General features: G+C 68.2%; 12 protein-coding genes. 6 read left to right on the forward strand and 6 right to left on the reverse strand.

The features are described from left to right. A partial coding sequence (locus JZ791_RS46320) for a DUF2189 domain-containing protein (protein WP_216902439.1) occupies nucleotides 1-1,031 on the forward strand: 1,031 nt, incomplete at its 5' end. A 47-nt stretch (nucleotides 1,032-1,078) separates the two neighbouring features. Here the strand turns inward: JZ791_RS46320 and JZ791_RS39785 are convergent. Both JZ791_RS39785 and aspS read right to left on the reverse strand, forming a co-directional pair. Beyond that, nucleotides 1,079-2,035 carry a DUF389 domain-containing protein gene (locus tag JZ791_RS39785; protein ID WP_216902440.1) on the reverse strand — a complete coding sequence of 319 codons (957 nt, stop codon included), beginning with the start codon at nucleotides 2,033-2,035 and terminating at the stop codon, nucleotides 1,079-1,081. A 44-nt stretch (nucleotides 2,036-2,079) separates the two neighbouring features. After that, a complete protein-coding gene (gene aspS, locus JZ791_RS39790; RefSeq protein WP_216902441.1) occupies nucleotides 2,080-3,897 on the reverse strand; it encodes an aspartate--tRNA ligase in 1,818 nt (605 codons plus the stop codon). A 280-nt stretch (nucleotides 3,898-4,177) separates the two neighbouring features. Between aspS and ypfJ the strand changes: the two genes are divergently transcribed. Together ypfJ and JZ791_RS39800 are read left to right on the forward strand one after the other, a co-directional pair. Further along, nucleotides 4,178-5,101, forward strand: a complete 924-nt coding sequence (gene ypfJ / locus JZ791_RS39795; RefSeq protein ID WP_216902442.1) for a KPN_02809 family neutral zinc metallopeptidase — start codon at nucleotides 4,178-4,180, stop codon at nucleotides 5,099-5,101. A gap of 293 nt (nucleotides 5,102-5,394) precedes the next feature. Further along, nucleotides 5,395-6,090: a hypothetical protein gene (locus tag JZ791_RS39800; RefSeq protein ID WP_216902444.1), complete on the forward strand. Its 696-nt coding sequence runs from the start codon at nucleotides 5,395-5,397 to the stop codon at nucleotides 6,088-6,090. 16 nt (nucleotides 6,091-6,106) lie between these two features. On the opposite strand, the gene JZ791_RS39805 is transcribed toward JZ791_RS39800, so the two are convergent. From JZ791_RS39805 to JZ791_RS39820, 4 genes are all read right to left on the reverse strand, one after another. Beyond that, nucleotides 6,107-7,186 carry a 2-oxoacid:ferredoxin oxidoreductase subunit beta gene (locus JZ791_RS39805; RefSeq protein ID WP_216902446.1) on the reverse strand — a complete coding sequence of 360 codons (1,080 nt, stop codon included), beginning with the start codon at nucleotides 7,184-7,186 and terminating at the stop codon, nucleotides 6,107-6,109. Continuing rightward, nucleotides 7,186-9,147, reverse strand: coding sequence for a 2-oxoacid:acceptor oxidoreductase subunit alpha (locus JZ791_RS39810; protein ID WP_216902456.1), 1,962 nt, complete (start codon nucleotides 9,145-9,147; stop codon nucleotides 7,186-7,188). Before JZ791_RS39810 ends, JZ791_RS39805 begins: the two co-directional genes overlap by 1 nt. 241 nt (nucleotides 9,148-9,388) lie before the next feature. Beyond that, the gene (locus tag JZ791_RS39815) at nucleotides 9,389-10,405 is read right to left on the reverse strand and encodes an Rv2578c family radical SAM protein (protein ID WP_216902448.1); all 1,017 of its coding nucleotides are present in this window, start codon (nucleotides 10,403-10,405) and stop codon (nucleotides 9,389-9,391) included. Between the two features lie 31 nt (nucleotides 10,406-10,436). Continuing rightward, nucleotides 10,437-11,441, reverse strand: coding sequence for an NAD-dependent epimerase/dehydratase family protein (locus JZ791_RS39820; RefSeq protein WP_216902450.1), 1,005 nt, complete (start codon nucleotides 11,439-11,441; stop codon nucleotides 10,437-10,439). 216 nt (nucleotides 11,442-11,657) lie between these two features. Here JZ791_RS39820 and JZ791_RS39825 point away from each other — a divergent pair, with 216 nt between their 5' ends. The 3 genes from JZ791_RS39825 to JZ791_RS39835 all read left to right on the forward strand — a co-directional run bounded on the left by JZ791_RS39825 (nucleotide 11,658) and on the right by JZ791_RS39835 (nucleotide 15,693). After that, the gene (locus tag JZ791_RS39825) at nucleotides 11,658-11,984 is read left to right on the forward strand and encodes a type VII secretion target (protein ID WP_216902452.1); all 327 of its coding nucleotides are present in this window, start codon (nucleotides 11,658-11,660) and stop codon (nucleotides 11,982-11,984) included. Between the two features lie 4 nt (nucleotides 11,985-11,988). Further along, on the forward strand, nucleotides 11,989-13,587 hold the full coding sequence (locus tag JZ791_RS39830; protein WP_216902454.1) for a hypothetical protein: 1,599 nt from the start codon (nucleotides 11,989-11,991) through the stop codon (nucleotides 13,585-13,587). A 1,233-nt stretch (nucleotides 13,588-14,820) separates the two neighbouring features. Then, a complete protein-coding gene (locus tag JZ791_RS39835) occupies nucleotides 14,821-15,693 on the forward strand; it encodes a TIGR03619 family F420-dependent LLM class oxidoreductase (protein ID WP_216902455.1) in 873 nt (290 codons plus the stop codon). The last annotated feature ends 489 nt before the right edge of the window (nucleotides 15,694-16,182 follow it).

Raw genomic sequence — 16,182 nt, forward strand, 5'->3', positions numbered from 1 at the left:
CTCCCACCACGGGCCACCCGCCGCCCCCACCTGTCTTCGGCGCACCTGTGCCGGGTCCCGGCGGCGCGCCGATTCCACAGCCGGGATACGGGCAGCGGCCCGGATACCCGCCCCCGCAGGGTTGGGCGCCCTCGACGGGAGCACCGCAGCCGGGGATGGCCCACCCCGGTGGACCGCCGGTCGGCGTCACCCAGCCCGGAATGCCGCCGAGCGGCATGCAGCAGGGAATGCCGCAACAGGGGTATCCCGGCAATCAGCCCTATCCCGGCACCCAACCCGCCGGGCCGCCCGGTATGCCACCGGGCGCTCCGCCCGGAGCGACCCAGGCCCCAGGCGCTCCACCCCAAGGATTCCCGACACCCGCACCCGCCGGGCTGAGCGTCGGCCGCGCGCTGGGTTACGGCTGGGACCACTTCCGCACCAATCCGATTCCGTGGGTGTCCATCACCCTGGTGGGTTTCGTCGCGTATCTGGCGGTCACTTTCCTGGTCCGGGTCGCCGGGCTGAATTCGGTACTGCCGCTGATACTGATCTTCCTGGTCGTCTCGGTGGTGGTATGGCTGTTGCAGGCGGCCATGATCCGTGGCGCGCTCTATGAAAGCGACGGCACCCCACCGGATTTCCAGGCGTTCTTCGGATTCGTCAACGCGGGCAACGTCCTGCTGGTGGCGCTGGGCATGTTCGCCGGAACCGTGCTGGCCATGGTCGTGGTGTCGGCGATCGTCGCGATCGTGTCCAAAACCCTGGCAACGATTCTGGGCCTCGTCGCGGCCATCGCGGTCGGATTCCTGTGCATGTTCGCCCTGCACTTCGTGATCGATCAGGACCTGAAGCCGATCGCCGCACTGCGATCCAGCGTGCAGCTGGTCATCGCCAATGTCGGGCAGATGCTGCTGCTGGCACTGGCGATACTGGTCGTGACCGCGATCGCGATCCTGTTGTGCGGCGTGGGATTACTCGTCGCCGGACCGGTCTGCGTGATGGCGCTGACGTATTCGTACCGCACGCTGATCGATGGCTTGACGCTGTAAGTCCGCGGATGCTGCGGCACAACCGGTGCCGCGGCATCCCCCGGGAGTCAGTCTTCCGTGACCCACCATCGCTCGATTCGATTCATCGGTCCGCCCTCCGCGCGACGACGGGGACGCAGCTTCAGCACGACCGCGCCCGCCGCGACGATCCCGACCATGTTCACCACGAGCTGCAGGATCGACCACAGCACCTTGTCCCACTCCCCCAGCGTGGCCGCGACCACGGCGAATCCGGCCGCCGGAACAGTGGTCACCGAGATGAAAACCCCAACCAGCGCAGCCGATTTCGAAGTCATCAGCGACAACATTCCGGCCGCGCCCGCCAGCAGCGCCACCACCAGCGAGAACGGCCCCACCTCGTAGATGAACCGCACGTTGCGAATGTGGTCCAGATTGTCCACGGTGAGCCAGCCGAAATGACGCCACGCCAGCGTCGCCACCACGGTGATCGCCATCGCCACCGGAAATCCGACCAGCAGCGCCAGCGCCGAGCGCCGCGCCAGCGCGAAGTTCTTGCGCACCAACGACACCGCGAGCGCCGCCAGTGGCCCGAACTCCGGCCCGACCACCATCGCGCCGACAATCGTCACCGGCGAATCGGTGGCCACTCCGACCGCCGCCAGCAGGCAGGCGATGGTGATGAACGCCAGAAACGACGGACTGAGCGTCGACTCGTCGCGAGTCTGCGCGAGCAAGGACTCCCAGACCACCGCATCCGACGACTCCCCCGGCGCCGCCGCGACCGCATGCCGCACCGACTGTGATATCGCGGTGTCGATCGGCCCGAGCAGAATGCCGCCGTCCTTGGCGATCCCCAGCGCCTCGAGGGCGTCCACCAGATCGTTGACCGACTCCCGGGCCACCTCGGCCTCGATCACATCCCCGGCCGGTTCGACCGCGGCGCCGCGCTGCACGGTGATGAGCGTGGCGCCCGGTTCGGCATGCAGCGCGGCGAGCGCGGCCTCGGTCGTCTCCGCTGGGCAGACCGCCCGAACGTGCAACACCCGCAGCCCCTTACGTCAGCAGTCTCCCGGCATCAGCCGATGCCCTACTTCGGGTCGCCCTTCTCGCCCTCGGACTTCTTGCCGCCCACCGGCTTCCCGTGCTCGTCCAGGATCACGTCCAGCCCGGCCTCCTTGCGCTGCTGCGCGGTGATGGGGGCGGGAGCGTCGGTCAGCGGGTCGACGCCACCGCCGGACTTCGGGAAAGCGATGACGTCGCGAATCGACTCGGTGCCTGCCAGCAGGGCGATGATGCGGTCCCAGCCGAAGGCGATGCCGCCGTGCGGGGGCGCGCCGTAGGAGAAGGCATCGAGCAGGAAGCCGAACTTCTCCTGCGCCTCCTCGTGGCTGATGCCCATGACCTTGAACACCCGCTCCTGCACGTCACGGCGGTGGATGCGGATGCTGCCGCCGCCGATCTCGTTGCCGTTGCAGACGATGTCGTAGGCGTAGGCCAGCGCCTCGCCCGGATCGGTGTCGAAGGTGTCGAGGAATTCGGGGCGAGGCGAGGTGAACGCGTGGTGCACCGCGGTCCAGGCCGAATGGCCCAGTGCCACATCGCCGCTGGCGGTCGCGTCGGCGGCCGGTTCGAACATCGGGGCGTCGACGATCCAGACGAAGGCCCAGGAGTTCTCGTCGATCAGGTCGCACTTGCGCGCGATCTCGCCACGCGCGGCGCCCAGCAGGGCGCGCTGTGCTTTGGTCTCGCCCGCGGCGAAGAACACACAGTCGCCCGGCTGCGCGCCGACATGCTTGGCCAGGCCCTCGCGCTCGGCCTCGCTGAGATTCTTCGCGACGGGACCGCCGAGCGTGCCGTCCTCGTTGAACAGGATGTACGCCAGGCCCTTCGCGCCGCGTTGCTTGGCCCAGTCCTGCCACGCGTCGAGCTGGCGACGAGGCTGCGACGCGCCACCCGGCATCACGACCGCGCCCACGTAGGGGGCCTGGAACACCCGGAACGGGGTCTCTTCGAAATACTCCGCGCACTCGGTGATCTCGATGCCGAAGCGCAGATCCGGCTTGTCGCTGCCGTAGCGGCGCATGGCCTCGGTGTAGGTCATATGCGGGATCGGCGCGGGAATCCGGTAGCCGATCAGCTTCCACAGCGCGGCCAGCACGTCCTCGGCCAGCAGGATCACGTCCTCCTGCGTCACGAAGCTCATCTCCACGTCGAGCTGGGTGAACTCGGGCTGGCGGTCGGCGCGGAAGTCCTCGTCGCGGTAGCAGCGGGCGAGCTGGTAGTAGCGCTCGACGCCGGAGACCATCAGCAACTGCTTGAACAGCTGCGGGCTCTGCGGCAGCGCGTAGAAGGTGCCGGGCTGCAGGCGGGCGGGCACCAGGAAGTCGCGCGCGCCCTCGGGGGTGGAGCGGGTCATCGTCGGGGTCTCGACCTCGACGAACGCATGCTCGGACAGCACGGCGCGGGCGGCGGCGTTGGCCTTGGAGCGCAACCGGATCGCGTGCGCGGGGCCCTCGCGGCGCAGGTCCAGGTAGCGGTACTTGAGCCGCGCCTCCTCGCCGGGATGCTCGTCCAACTGGAACGGCAGCGGCGCGGCCTCGTTGAGGACCACCAGCTCGGTGACGTTGACCTCGATCGCGCCGGTGGGCAGGTTCGGGTTCTCGCTGCCCGCGGGCCGCAGCTCGACCACGCCGGTGACCTGCACGCAGAATTCGGCGCGCAACCGGTGCGACTGCTCGGCCGGGGCGCCCTCGCGGAATACCGCCTGCGCCACACCCGACGCATCGCGCAGATCGATGAAGATCACGCCACCGTGGTCTCGCCGACGAGCAACCCAACCGGTGAGGGTCACGGTCAGACCGGCGTGTTCGCTTCGCAGCGAACCTGCCAAGTGGGTGCGCAGCACGAGGGAGATCCTTTCGACGACATCAATGCACCGACGGGGATGGGCGGATGCGAGACCATCCTAAGCGGCGGCACGGACAGCTTTTGCACGGGCAAGCAGGAGCGACCGAGCCCGCCGGTGCCCAGCCCGCGCAGAGTCGAGTACACCGGACACGACGGCCCCTGGAAACCGATTTCCGCGGCGCCATGTCAAGCTGAAGGTTGCAGATGGTTTGCTCTGAGCTGATCGTGCGACGTTCTCCCACGCTTTTCCCACCGACGTACGGGCGAGAGGGCCGAGGATGACCTTCAACGAGGGCATGCAGATCGATCCGGGCCGGGTGTCGTCGGGCGGCGGACCGGGCCGGGGCGGCAAGATCGCACTCGGCGGCGGCGCGGGTGGGCTGATAGTGCTGGTGCTAGCCCTGTTGCTGGGCGGGGATCCGGGCTCGCTGCTCGGCGAGTTCACCGGCGCGGAGTCGACCGCGACGCAACCGGGCTCGGCCGCCGTGCCCAGCCACTGCAAGACCGGCGCGGACGCCAATCGCTACGTCGATTGCCGAGTTGTGCTCACCGCCCAGAGTCTCGACGCGGTCTGGGGCGCCGAACTGCCCCAGCAGACCGGCCGCAGCTACGTGCCGCCGAAGGTGACGCTGTTCAGCGGCGCGGTGTCCACCGGCTGCGGGCGCGCCACCAGCGAGGTCGGCCCGTTCTACTGCCCCGCCGACCACACCGCCTACTTCGACACCAGCTTCTTCCAGGAACTAGTGGACAAGTTCGGCGCCAGCGGCGGCCCGCTTGCGCAGGAGTACGTGGTGGCGCACGAGGTCGGCCACCACATCCAGAACCTGCTCGGCGATTCCGGCCGGGCCCAGCGCGATCCGAAGGGGCCCCAATCCGGTTCGGTGCGAATGGAATTGCAGGCCGACTGCTATGCGGGCCTGTGGGCGCACTACGCCGACAAGCTGCCCGCACCAGGCGGGACGCAACCGTTCCTGAAACCGCTGTCCGACAGCGATGTGCAGGACGCGTTGTCGGCCGCCGCGGCGGTCGGCGACGACCACATCCAGAAGTCTGCCACCGGCCGGGTCAACCCCGAGTCCTGGACGCACGGCTCCTCGGCCGAGCGCCAGAAGTGGTTCCTCAGCGGCTACCGCACGGGTCAGGTCAAGGCCTGCGACACGTTCAACGCGAGCGATCTGGGCAATCCGTCGGGGCTGCGCTGATCAGTTGGCTCAGCGCACGACAGCCGCCCGTGACACCCAGGCGCATTGTCCGGACGCGGTCGCGCTGCGTCGATCAGCTGGTTTAGCGCACAAGCCGTTCGTCCGCACGCCAAGTTCGGCGCGGCGAGCAACACGCAGATGATCTTCGGCGCGTCTTACAAGACACGCCGATCAATCCACCACCAACGACAGTGCTCCTCGGCGCGTCGCTGCTGGTTCGGCGGATAGCGCAGTCCACAATCACCCCGAACAGCGTCGGTAACCACAGTCGGCATACGGGAGAGGGAACGGCAATGCGAGGGTTCGGAGCGAGTAATCGGTCCAGGCTTGTTGCGGCACTGGCGGCGTCCACGCTGGCAGGTGCGCTGTACGGCGGTGCCGGGGTGGCCGCGGCGGACAGTCCCGGTAGTACGGCGCCGGCCGTCGTGAGCCCGTCCCCCAAGCCACCGGCCCCGCCGTCACCCACCGCACCCGCACCCTTCGCGCCCGGGACCCCGGACGATTCCCCGACGCACGCGCCCGCACGGTCGCAATCCGATCCCGCCGCGCGTAACAGGCCCGTCTCTCCGCTCGGCCGGCACGTCGCGCCCGCGCCGGTGGCCTTACCCGTATCGCTGGTCCTCACCGACATGCCTGGCGGCGCGCACTACGGTGTCACCCCGACGCTGAACCTGCGGGCGGACGGGCACGGCGTCCGGGCTGTCACGAACTCCGGAGGCGCCACCGCCAACGGCCGTATCCCACCCGAGGTCATCGCCGCCGCCTTCACCGAGGCCAAATCCCTCGCCACCCTGGACATGGGCACACCCGACGACGCCACCGGCAGCACGCTGCTGGACTTCCTGGGCCCGTCCCCCAGCCAGGACGTCCACCTGATCGCCTACGGCTCCGACACCGCCGACACCCTGAGCGCCGCCCAGAAGGCCAACCGCACACGCTTCGCGGCCCTGCGCGACAAGCTCACGAAGGCCTTCGTCGCCGACAGGTGAGTCCCCGGCCCGGTCTTTATCCGACCGTCCAGGTTTCCTTCCCGGTGAGCAGTTGCTGCAACGAGTCTTCGCCCACCGGCTTGCGCTCGCGGGCCGCCACGGTCTGAGTGCGGACGCCGTCGTCGTAGGTGGGCCGTGAGACGCTGCGGAAGATCCCGACCGGAACATGCGAAAGATCCTGGGCCGTCAGCCGGGATAGCGCGTAGGCGTATTCGGGATCGTCGGCGTACGCGTCGTGCACGATGATCTCCGACTCCTCGACGCTGTCCGCAGGCACCGCCGCGAGCCCGAAACCGCGTGCCACGACGGCGAATTCGCCCTCGGCGCCGAACCGGATCGGCTCGCCGTGGCGCAGCCGGATCAGATGCGATTCGGCGTTGTCGCGACGCAGCACATCGAACGAGCCGTCGTTGAAGATCGGGCAGTCCTGCAGGATCTCCACGAACGACGTCCCGCGATGCTCGGCCGCCGCGCGCAGCACCTCGGTCAGCCCCGCCCGGTCCGAATCCAGCGCCCGCGCCGCGAAACTCGCCTCCGCGCCCAGCGCGACCGACAGGGTGTTGAACGGGTGGTCCACCGAACCCATCGGCGTGGACTTGGTGACCTTGCCCTCCTCCGAGGTCGGTGAATACTGCCCCTTGGTCAGACCGTAGATCCGGTTGTTGAACAGCAGGATCGTCATGTTCACGTTGCGCCGCAGCGCGTGGATGAGGTGGTTGCCGCCGATCGACAGCGCGTCACCGTCACCTGTCACCACCCATACCGACAGATCGGGCCTGGTCACCGCCAGACCGGTCGCGATGGCGGGCGCGCGGCCGTGGATGGAGTGGATCCCGTAGGCGTCCAGGTAGTACGGGAACCGGCTGGAGCAGCCGATGCCCGAGACGAACATCAGGTTCTCCCGGCGCAGCCCCAGATCGGCCAGGAAGCTGCGCATCGTGGCCAGGATGACGTAGTCGCCACAGCCCGGGCACCAGCGCACCTCCTGATCGGAGGTGAAGTCCTTGACCTTCTGCGGTCCATCCGCGCCCGGCACGCCGCTCAGGCCGGTCAGGCCCAGATCGGTCCCCACGAGCGAGGTCTCGATGATCGTCATCACTTACCCCCTGCGGTGCGATAGGTGGCCTGCGCTCGGGCGGCGAAGGCCTTGTCGTTTTCCAGCTCCGCGAGGGAGCCGTCGAGGGCCGCGTCGATCACCCCGACCAATTCCTGTGCGGAGAAGGCGGTCCCGGCGATCTTCGTCCACGGCTGCACGTCCACCAGGTAGCGGGCGCGCAGCAGCATGGCCAGCTGGCCGCCGTTCATCTCGGGTGCGACCACGGTGCGATAACGGCGCAACACGCCACCGGTGTTGGCGGGCAGTGGATTCAGGTTGCGCAGATGCGCCTGGGCGACAGGCACGCCACGCCGCCGCGCGCGGCGCACGGCCTCGCCGATCGGCCCGTAGGAGCTGCCCCAGCCGATCAGCAGCAGTTCGGCCTGGGATCCGGGATCGTCGACCTCGAGGTCGGGCACCGCGATGCCGTCGATCTTCGCCTTGCGAATGCGGACCATGAGTTCGTGATTGACCGGATCGTAGGAGATGTTGCCGGTGCCGTCGGCCTTCTCCAGGCCGCCGATGCGGTGCGCGAGCCCGCGCGTGCCCGGTACGGCGAGCGGGCGGGCCAGGGTCTCCGGATCGCGGGCGTACGGCAGGAAGGGTTCGGCCGCACCGTTTTCGGAACCGGCCGAATCATCCTGACCTGCACCGGCTTCGAATCCCGGATCGATCCGCTCCAACTCTGTCACGTTCGGAATCGACCACGGTTCCGAACCGTTCGCGATCGCGCCGTCCGACAGCAGCAGCACGGGCGTGCGATAGACCAGCGCGATCCGCGCCGCCTCCACCGCCGTGGCGAAGCAGTCGGCCGGTGAGCGCGGCGCCAGGATCGCGACCGGCGATTCACCGTTGCGCCCATACATGGCCTGGAGCAGATCGGCCTGCTCGGTCTTGGTCGGCAAGCCCGTGGACGGCCCGCCGCGCTGCACGTCCACGATCAGCAGCGGCAGCTCGGTCATCACCGCCAAGCCGATGGTCTCGCTCTTGAGGGCCAGACCCGGCCCCGAGGTGCTGGTGACCCCGAGCGCGCCGCCCAGCGAGGCGCCCAGCGCCGCACCGATTCCCGCGATCTCGTCCTCGGCCTGGAAGGTGGTGACGCCGAAGTTCTTGTGCTTGCTCAGCTCGTGCAGGATGTCCGAGGCCGGGGTGATCGGATAGGTGCCCAGGAACACCTGCAGGCCCGACAGCTGCCCGGCCGCGACGATCCCGTACGCGAGCGCGGTATTGCCGGTGATCTGCCGATAGGTGCCCGCCGGCAGCGTCGCGGGGGCGACCTCGTAGGTGGTGGCGAACGCCTCGGTGGTCTCGCCGTAGTTCCAGCCCGTCCGGAACGCCAGGATATTCGCCTCGGCGATATCGGGTTTCGCGGCGAACTTCTCCCGCATGAACTGTTCGGTGCCGCCGATCGGCCGCCCGTACATCCACGACAGCAGGCCCAGGGCGAACATGTTCTTCGCGCGCTGGCCGTCCTTCTTGCCGACGCCGGTCGGCTCGGTGGCCCCCAGCGTCAGCGACGTCATCGGGACGCGGTGCACGACGAAATCCGACAGTGTGTCGTCGGCGAGCGGATCGGCGGCGTAGCCGACCTTGGTGAGATTGCGCTTGGTGAACTCGTCGGTGTTCACGATCACCGTGGCCCCGCGCGGCAGCTCGGCCAGATTCGCCTTCAACGCAGCGGGATTCATCGCGACCAGCACGTCGGGCTGGTCGCCCGCGGTGAGGATGTCGTAGTCGGCGATCTGGATCTGGAACGACGACACGCCCGGCAGGGTGCCCTGGGGCGCGCGGATCTCCGCGGGGAAGTTCGGCTGCGTGGCCAGGTCGTTGCCGAACGCCGCGGCCTCGTGGGTGAACCGGTCACCGGTCAGCTGCATACCGTCGCCGGAGTCGCCGGCGAAACGGATGACGACCTTTTCCAGTTTTTCCGCGGCCACACTACCGCCGTCCTGGGAAACCATGCGCCACATCACTTCCTCGTCGGTATCGGATACCACACGCCAAGTTACTCCGCCGTTCCGGGGCGCACCCGAGCCACAAGCGGTCCAACATGTTTCGCACCGCGCCGATTCCCCCGGGCGTATGCCGAAACACTTCCTACGCTCCGCTCCGGAGCCGCGCCCTCGTGACCCCGGTCCTTCCCTCCTCCGCTCCTCCGCTCCGCTCCCCCGCTCCGTCAGTCCAGGCCCGGGGCGGGCGCGGCTAGGCGAACAGCGCAAGCTGCGAGGCGGGCTGCGACGGAGGCGAGGGTGGCGCCTCGGGCTCCGACGGCAGATCCCGGTTCAAGCCGTATCGTTCGAGCAGGGGCTCGAGCCGACCGCGCAGCCACACCGAATACTCCGGTGTGACGTACGCCCCACGACCGTACAACTGCCTATAGCGACGCAGCAGCGCCGGGTGGTGCTCGGCGACCCACTGCAGGAACCAGCCGCGCGTACTGCCGCGCAGATGCATCGGAAACGCGACCGCACTCACCGCGCCGGCCTGCGCGATCCCGCCGAGCAACGCATCCAGATGGGCCTTGCCGTCGGTGAGGTACGGAATCACCGGCGCGGCCATCACATTCACCGAGAAACCCGCGTCGGCCAGCGCGCGCACCAGTTCGAGGCGCGCCCGCGGGGACGGTGTGCCCGGTTCGAGACTGTGGTGCAGGTCCGGATCGGCGATGGCGATCGATACCGCGATGTGCACCGGCACCTGGCGCGATGCCAGGGTCAGCAGCGGCAGATCGCGACGCAGCAGCGTGCCCTTGGTCAGGATGGAGAAGGGGGTGCCCGAATCGGTCAGCGCGCGGATGATGCCCGGCATCAACCGGTATCGCCCCTCGGCGCGTTGATACGGATCGGTATTGGTGCCCAGCGCGACCGGTTCGCGATGCCACGAGCGGCGGCGCAGTTCCCGCCGCAATACCGCGGCGACGTTGGTTTTCACCACGATCTGACTGTCGAAATCGTGGCCAGCGTCCAGTTCCAGGTATTCGTGCGAGCCGCGGGCGAAGCAGTAGCGGCAGGCGTGCGAACAGCCGCGCATGGGGTTGATGGTCCAGCCGAACGGCAGGGTCGAACTCGACGGAATCTTGTTCAGCGCGCTCTTGCACAGCACCTCGTGAAAGGTCACGCCCTCGAATTCCGGCGTGACCACGCTGCGCACGAGACCGGCGCGGGTGAGCCCGGGGAGGGCGCCGTCATCGGCATCCAGGGTCTGGCTTTGCCACCGCACCCTCCCAGTCGAACATCTGTTCTATAAACTGTCAAGCAACGCTGTGCGGGGCGGGTTCCAGCAATTCGCCGTTGTAGAAGGCGACGAGGTCGCGGACCGTGTCGGCCTTCGGGCGCGGCTGGTAGCCGAGTTCGGTGCGGGCCTTGCCGCCGTCCACGATCGGGGCCGACAGCAGCGCACCCATCGCGGCCTTGGAGACTCGGTCGCTGCCGAACAGCTTGCCGATCGGTTCGAGCACGGGCAGGGCCGCGGTGATCACCTTGACCGGAATCGCGAACCGCGGACCGCGCTTGCCGTTGATCGTGGCGGCCAGCTGGGTCACCTCGAGCATCGAGCACATCTCGCCGGCCAGCAGGTAGTTCTCGCCGGTGCGGCCGTGTTCGGCGGCCAGGATCAGACCCGCCGCGACGTCGCGCACGTCGACCAGGTCGAAGCCGCCGGCGATCATGACCGGCACGCGGCCGCGCGCGGCGTCCCACAGGGTGGTGTTGATGCGGGAGTCGGAGTGGTCGATCGGGCCGTACACGCCGGTCGGGTTGCAGATCACCGCGTCCAGGCCCTGCTCGATGACCTTGCGCAGTTCCTGCTCGCCCTGGAACTTGGAGCGGTCGTAGACGGGCAGGTCGGGATGGGTCGAGCGGGAGGCGCTCTCATCGATCCGGCCACCGCAGTCGTACTGGTTGAACGCGTGGATGGAGCTGGTGTGGACCATGCGCCGCACGCCCACCGCGAGCGCGGCCTCGGCGACGATGCGCACCCCTTCGGTGTTGACCCGCCAGGCCAGATCGTGCTTGTGGGCGAGGGTGATCATGGCGACCAGGTGGTACACCACCTCGTGCCCGGCCAGGACCGTCCGCATCGACTCCGGGTCGAGCACATCGCCGGTCACCCAGGTGACGTTGGAGTGAGGGACCTCCTGCGCACCGATGGCGGGCCGGACCCGGTCGATGGCGGTCACCTCGTGACCATGCTCCACCAGACGGCGAAGCAGATTCGTGCCAAGGAACCCGGCTGCGCCGGTGACTGCGACCTTCATATGATCGAGGATATAGAACACGTTCTAATTTGCAACAAGTTCTAGAAACTTTCCATTCCCGCGCTTCGAATGATTGTCGAATCGTGCCGATGGACTCGAAACCTGTCGTGCCGGTCGGCTATATTGAGGCCCAAGTACAGGCGCTGGTCGGCCGGGTGAGGGCGCGTATCGCCGGACCGTCCAGTCTACAGGTGACAAGGATCGGGGGGAGACTCGATGAGTGGAAATCTCTCGGTGGAGACGGATGCGCTGCGCGCGTTCGCGACCACCCACGAGGGCATCGCGGCGCAGATCGCCGGGGCCGGAAATATGGACACCGTGAGCCACGTCGCCGCGATGACGCCGGTGTTCGGCATCATCGGCGCCGACTATCTCGCGATGTTCGCCGCCGCGCAGGTGCTGCACTGCCAGAACATCAACGATCTGTCCCAGCGGGTCGGCGATATCGGTCAGGCCGCTTTCGGCTCCGCCGCCACCTACGACAGCACCGATACCGACTACTCGGCCGCGGTCAAGTCCGTCACCGGCAAGATCGGGGGCTGAGCGTATGGATTCCGGAATCATCGGCGGTGCGCCCGCCGCCCCGGCTCCGCCCCTGCAGGACACGGTAACGCAGGCTGCTCAGCACGTCGCCCAGGCGGTCCAGCACGGCCCGTTCGCGAACGTCTCGCTTCCGCAGCTCCCCGAGGACATGCCCGCACCGCAGCCACCCGACCTGCACATGTCGCAGCGAGAGTTCGATGACGGCCACAATGGGGTGCTCAGTGGCGGGCATATGCCCGGCGGCCTCGGCGGCGCCCCGTCGCATGCCGCCGACGCGGCCAACCCGCTGCTCGGCGCGGCGGGCGGTGCGCTCGACCACGCGCACGCCGCCCTCGGCAACATTCCAGGGGCGCAGGGCGTCTTCGACAACGCCCATGCCGCGCTGAACAGCGCGCCCGCCTCACTCGCCGGTGCCGTGGGCGCCGTGCAGCAGGCCGCCGCGCCGATCAGCGCCGCACTGGGCTCGCCCGACCCGATCTCCACCCTTGCGGCGCACGGCATCTCGTTGCCCGCGATCCCCGGCATCGAGCAGCTGGCCCAGCCCTTCGCGAGCCTGCTGCAGAGCTTCGGCACCGGCATCATGGGCGCGCTCAACCCCACCACCCTTCTGAGCGAGTCCTCCCAGGTCATCCAGGCGGCCATGTCGATCGGCGAGGGAGCACTGAAGACGGTCTCCCAGGCATGGCAGGGCAAGGCGTCCGACAGTGCGCAGCAGGCCGGCCAGCAGACCCAGGCGAAGGGCCAGGACACCAGCCAGCGCGGCTTCGACATCTCCAAGCTCACCGCCGATGCCGCCTCGGTCGTGCAGAAGGGCAATATCCAGCTCACCGGGGTGGTGCAGTCCTTCGCCGCGCAGGCCACCGCGCTCGTGCCGGTCATCTTCACCCCGCCCGCCCAAGCGTCGCTGATCGCCACGGCCACAGAGCATCTCGGCACCGCCGTCAGCGTTGTCAACGCCACCCGCGGCGAACTGGGCGGCTACACCGGCCAGCTCAGCGGCGTGGTCAACCAGTTGCTGGGCCAGAGCGGCATCGGCCAGCAGGCCGCGCAGGTCGCGCAGTCCGCCGCGCAGAACATCGCCCAGCCGATCATGGACCAAGCCCAGTCCCTGATGTCCAACGCGGGTAGCAATAACAGCAACACCGCCGACTCGTCCTCGACCGACCCGGGCGCGAGCACCCTCACCGCTGGCTTCGGTGGCGGCGGAGGCATGGGCGGCGGTTTCGGTGGCGGCGGAGGCGGCAGCTTCGGTGGCGGCGGAGGCAGCCTCGACCTCGGCAGCGGTGGCACTCCCGGCGGCGGAGGCCCCGGCACCTCGGTTCCCGGCGGCGGCCTCACCGGCAACCCCGCCGCGGCTGCCGCCGCAGCAGCAGCCACCGCGCCCGCGGGCATGTCCTCCCCCGGCTTCATGGGCGCGGGTGCAGGCGGCGCTCACGCCCGCGGCGGCTCCGACGAGGACCACGAACGCACCGTCCAGCCCTACCAAAGCCTCACCGGCGATACAGAACTCGGCAACGTCCTGGGCGCCATCGCCCCCGACGTCATCGGCCAGGTTCACTCCGACGAGGAGATCAACGGGTACAACACGGACGTGCACCTGTAGACGCGACCGACCTCGACGTTGGCCCGCATTTCACCAGAGGAAATGCGGGCCAACGCATTTCAGTGTTCGAGCACCTCTCGCCCAGTTCCGCACGAAGGCTCCCGCATAGAGTGCGGCATCGGCGGCTTCACCGATACGAAGGTCGCGATCCTGCGAGCACCGTCCATCGCGCAGGCCGTTCGAGCCGAGCGCGACGTGTGAGCCCGCCTCGACAACGACGTAGGCCCGCCATCATCTAACGGAATGCGGGCCAACGCATTTCAACTGCCGGCCATCACACGTACGCAGTTGCGCACGAAGGCGGCCGCATAGAGTGCGGCAGATGATGAACCCGGAGATGCTTCCCGGGTGCCTCCGCGGAGGCCATCGCCGATATGGGCGCCGAGGTTGCCAGGCATGCTGGGACAGATCCCGGCCTACAGCTGCATTCTCGGGTCATATTCGACGGTTTTCCGACACTCGAGGCCGAAGAATGCAGCGATAGGCCGGGTTGTCCTTGCGGGGTCGTCCGCGGAGTGCAGTTTGGTGTGGCGGCTATGCGCTGATGCCTGGCAGGTGGGGGGTAGGTGTGGGAGAACCGGCCTCCGGCTGCATTCTTCGGGCGGAATCGTCGGGAACCAGAGTTTCGAGGCGGAAGATTGCAGCGGTAGGCCGGATCTCGCGTGGTGGTGTGGAGTCGGCCCGCAAACGTGCAGTTCGGCATGATAGCCGTGCCCTAGCGCCTGGCGGGCCGTGGGCGCGGTGCCGGGTCGGTGCCGGAGAACCGGCCCCCCGCTACATTCTGTGGGCGTAATAGTCCGAAACCAGAGTTTCGGGGCGGAAAAATGCGGCGGTAGGCCGGGTTGTCCTGCGTGTAGTGGCGTGCAGTCGGCTCGTGCAGTGCTGGGTGGTCGTGGCCATGCGCTGACCGGTCTTGGACGTGGTGTCGGGTCGGCATCGGGGCCAGTGGCTGGGAGAACCGGCCTCCCGCTACATTTTGCGGCCCGATTTATCCGAAAGCGGCGTACCGAACCGCCGAAATGCAGCGATAGGCCGGATTTGCGGCATCGATGCTCTCAACGGCACACGGGCGCTGGATTGTGGTTCCGGCTGGTCGAGGGCGGGTCGGGTCGGCCAGTGGGACGGATCGGGCGAATCGCTGACAGGAGGGTGGCGGCGTGGATACGATCCCGACAGAAAATAGAATCTGTTCTAGTTTTGTCGGGCGAGGGTACCGGCGCGAGAGGATGGGCGATGCGGTTCACCTATGCGGAGGCGATGACCGATCCGGCGTATTACGTTCCGTTGGCGCGGGCCGCCGAGGCGGCCGGGTTCGACACCATGTCGATCGCGGACAGCATCGCGTATCCGGAGGTCTCGGACTCGACGTATCCGTACACGCCGGACGGGTCGCGGGAGTTTCTGGACGGGAAGCCGTTCATCGAGGCGTTCGTGTTGTCGGCCGCTCTCGCGGCGGCGACCACCACGTTGCGCTTCGTGCCGTTCGTGATCAAGTTGCCGATACGGCCGCCGGTGCTGGTGGCCAAGCAGACCAGCTCGCTGGCGGCGTTGAGCGGTAACCGGTTCTCGCTCGGGGTCGGGATCAGCCCGTGGCCGGAGGACTTCGACATCATGGGTGTGCCGTTCGAGAAGCGCGGTAAGCGCATGGACGAGTGCATCGAGATCGTGCGCGGCCTGTGCACCGGCGAATACTTCGAATACCACGGCGAGTTCTACGACATCCCCAGCATCAAGATGACTCCCGCCCCAACCAAGCCGGTGCCGATCCTGGTCGGCGGGCACAGCGATGCCGCCCTGCGCCGGGCAGTGCGACTGTGCGACGGCTGGATGCACGCGGGCGGCGCACCCGAGGACCTGGACCGCATGCTCACCCGCATCGCCGAATTGCGCAGCGAGCGTGACAATCCCGGCCCCTTCGAAATCCACGTCGCCTCCCTCGACGCCTACACCCCGGACGGCATCAAACGCCTGGAGGACCGCGGCATCACCGACGTCCTGGTCGGCTTCCGCTACCACTACACCCCCGGCCCGGACACCGAACCCCTCGAGAAGAAGCTCGCCGCCATCGAACGCTACGGCGAGTCGATCATCGCCAAGCTCCGCTGACCCGCCCGGTCGGGCTGCGCCGGATGCGGTCGGCGGATCCTGATGACTGGAGATGTATGCCGACGTGGACAGGTGAGAGCATCGCCCGACGCCGGTGCGAGAACGGAGAAGTGGGCAATCGTCGGACGGGTGCGGATCCCGTAGGAGCACACTTCTCGGGCGACGTCTGTGGTCAGCGGGACGGGCCAGCATGTCATCGACAACACTTGGCCCCGGGGTGATCGGACGACGCCAACCCTGGACCGGAACCATCACGTAACCGTGGCGCTTCGGCAAAGACCGATGCCGGTTGGGACAGAAGACTTTCGATGGCATGCCCGTGCGCCGCCCCTTCCAGCGACACCAAGCAACCCTATCCCCACTTCGGCAGTGCGGCATCATCTTTCATCGGTGAGGTAGCAGCCGGACTGGCGTCGGCTCAAGGGAACGAAGTCGTCATGCCAGAGCCGGCGAAGTCGGTGTCGGTCAGGGGCACAGGCTGAACCGCGC

The organism is Nocardia alni, assembly GCF_019038435.1.
Taxonomy (GTDB): Bacteria; Actinomycetota; Actinomycetes; order Mycobacteriales; family Mycobacteriaceae; genus Nocardia; species Nocardia alni.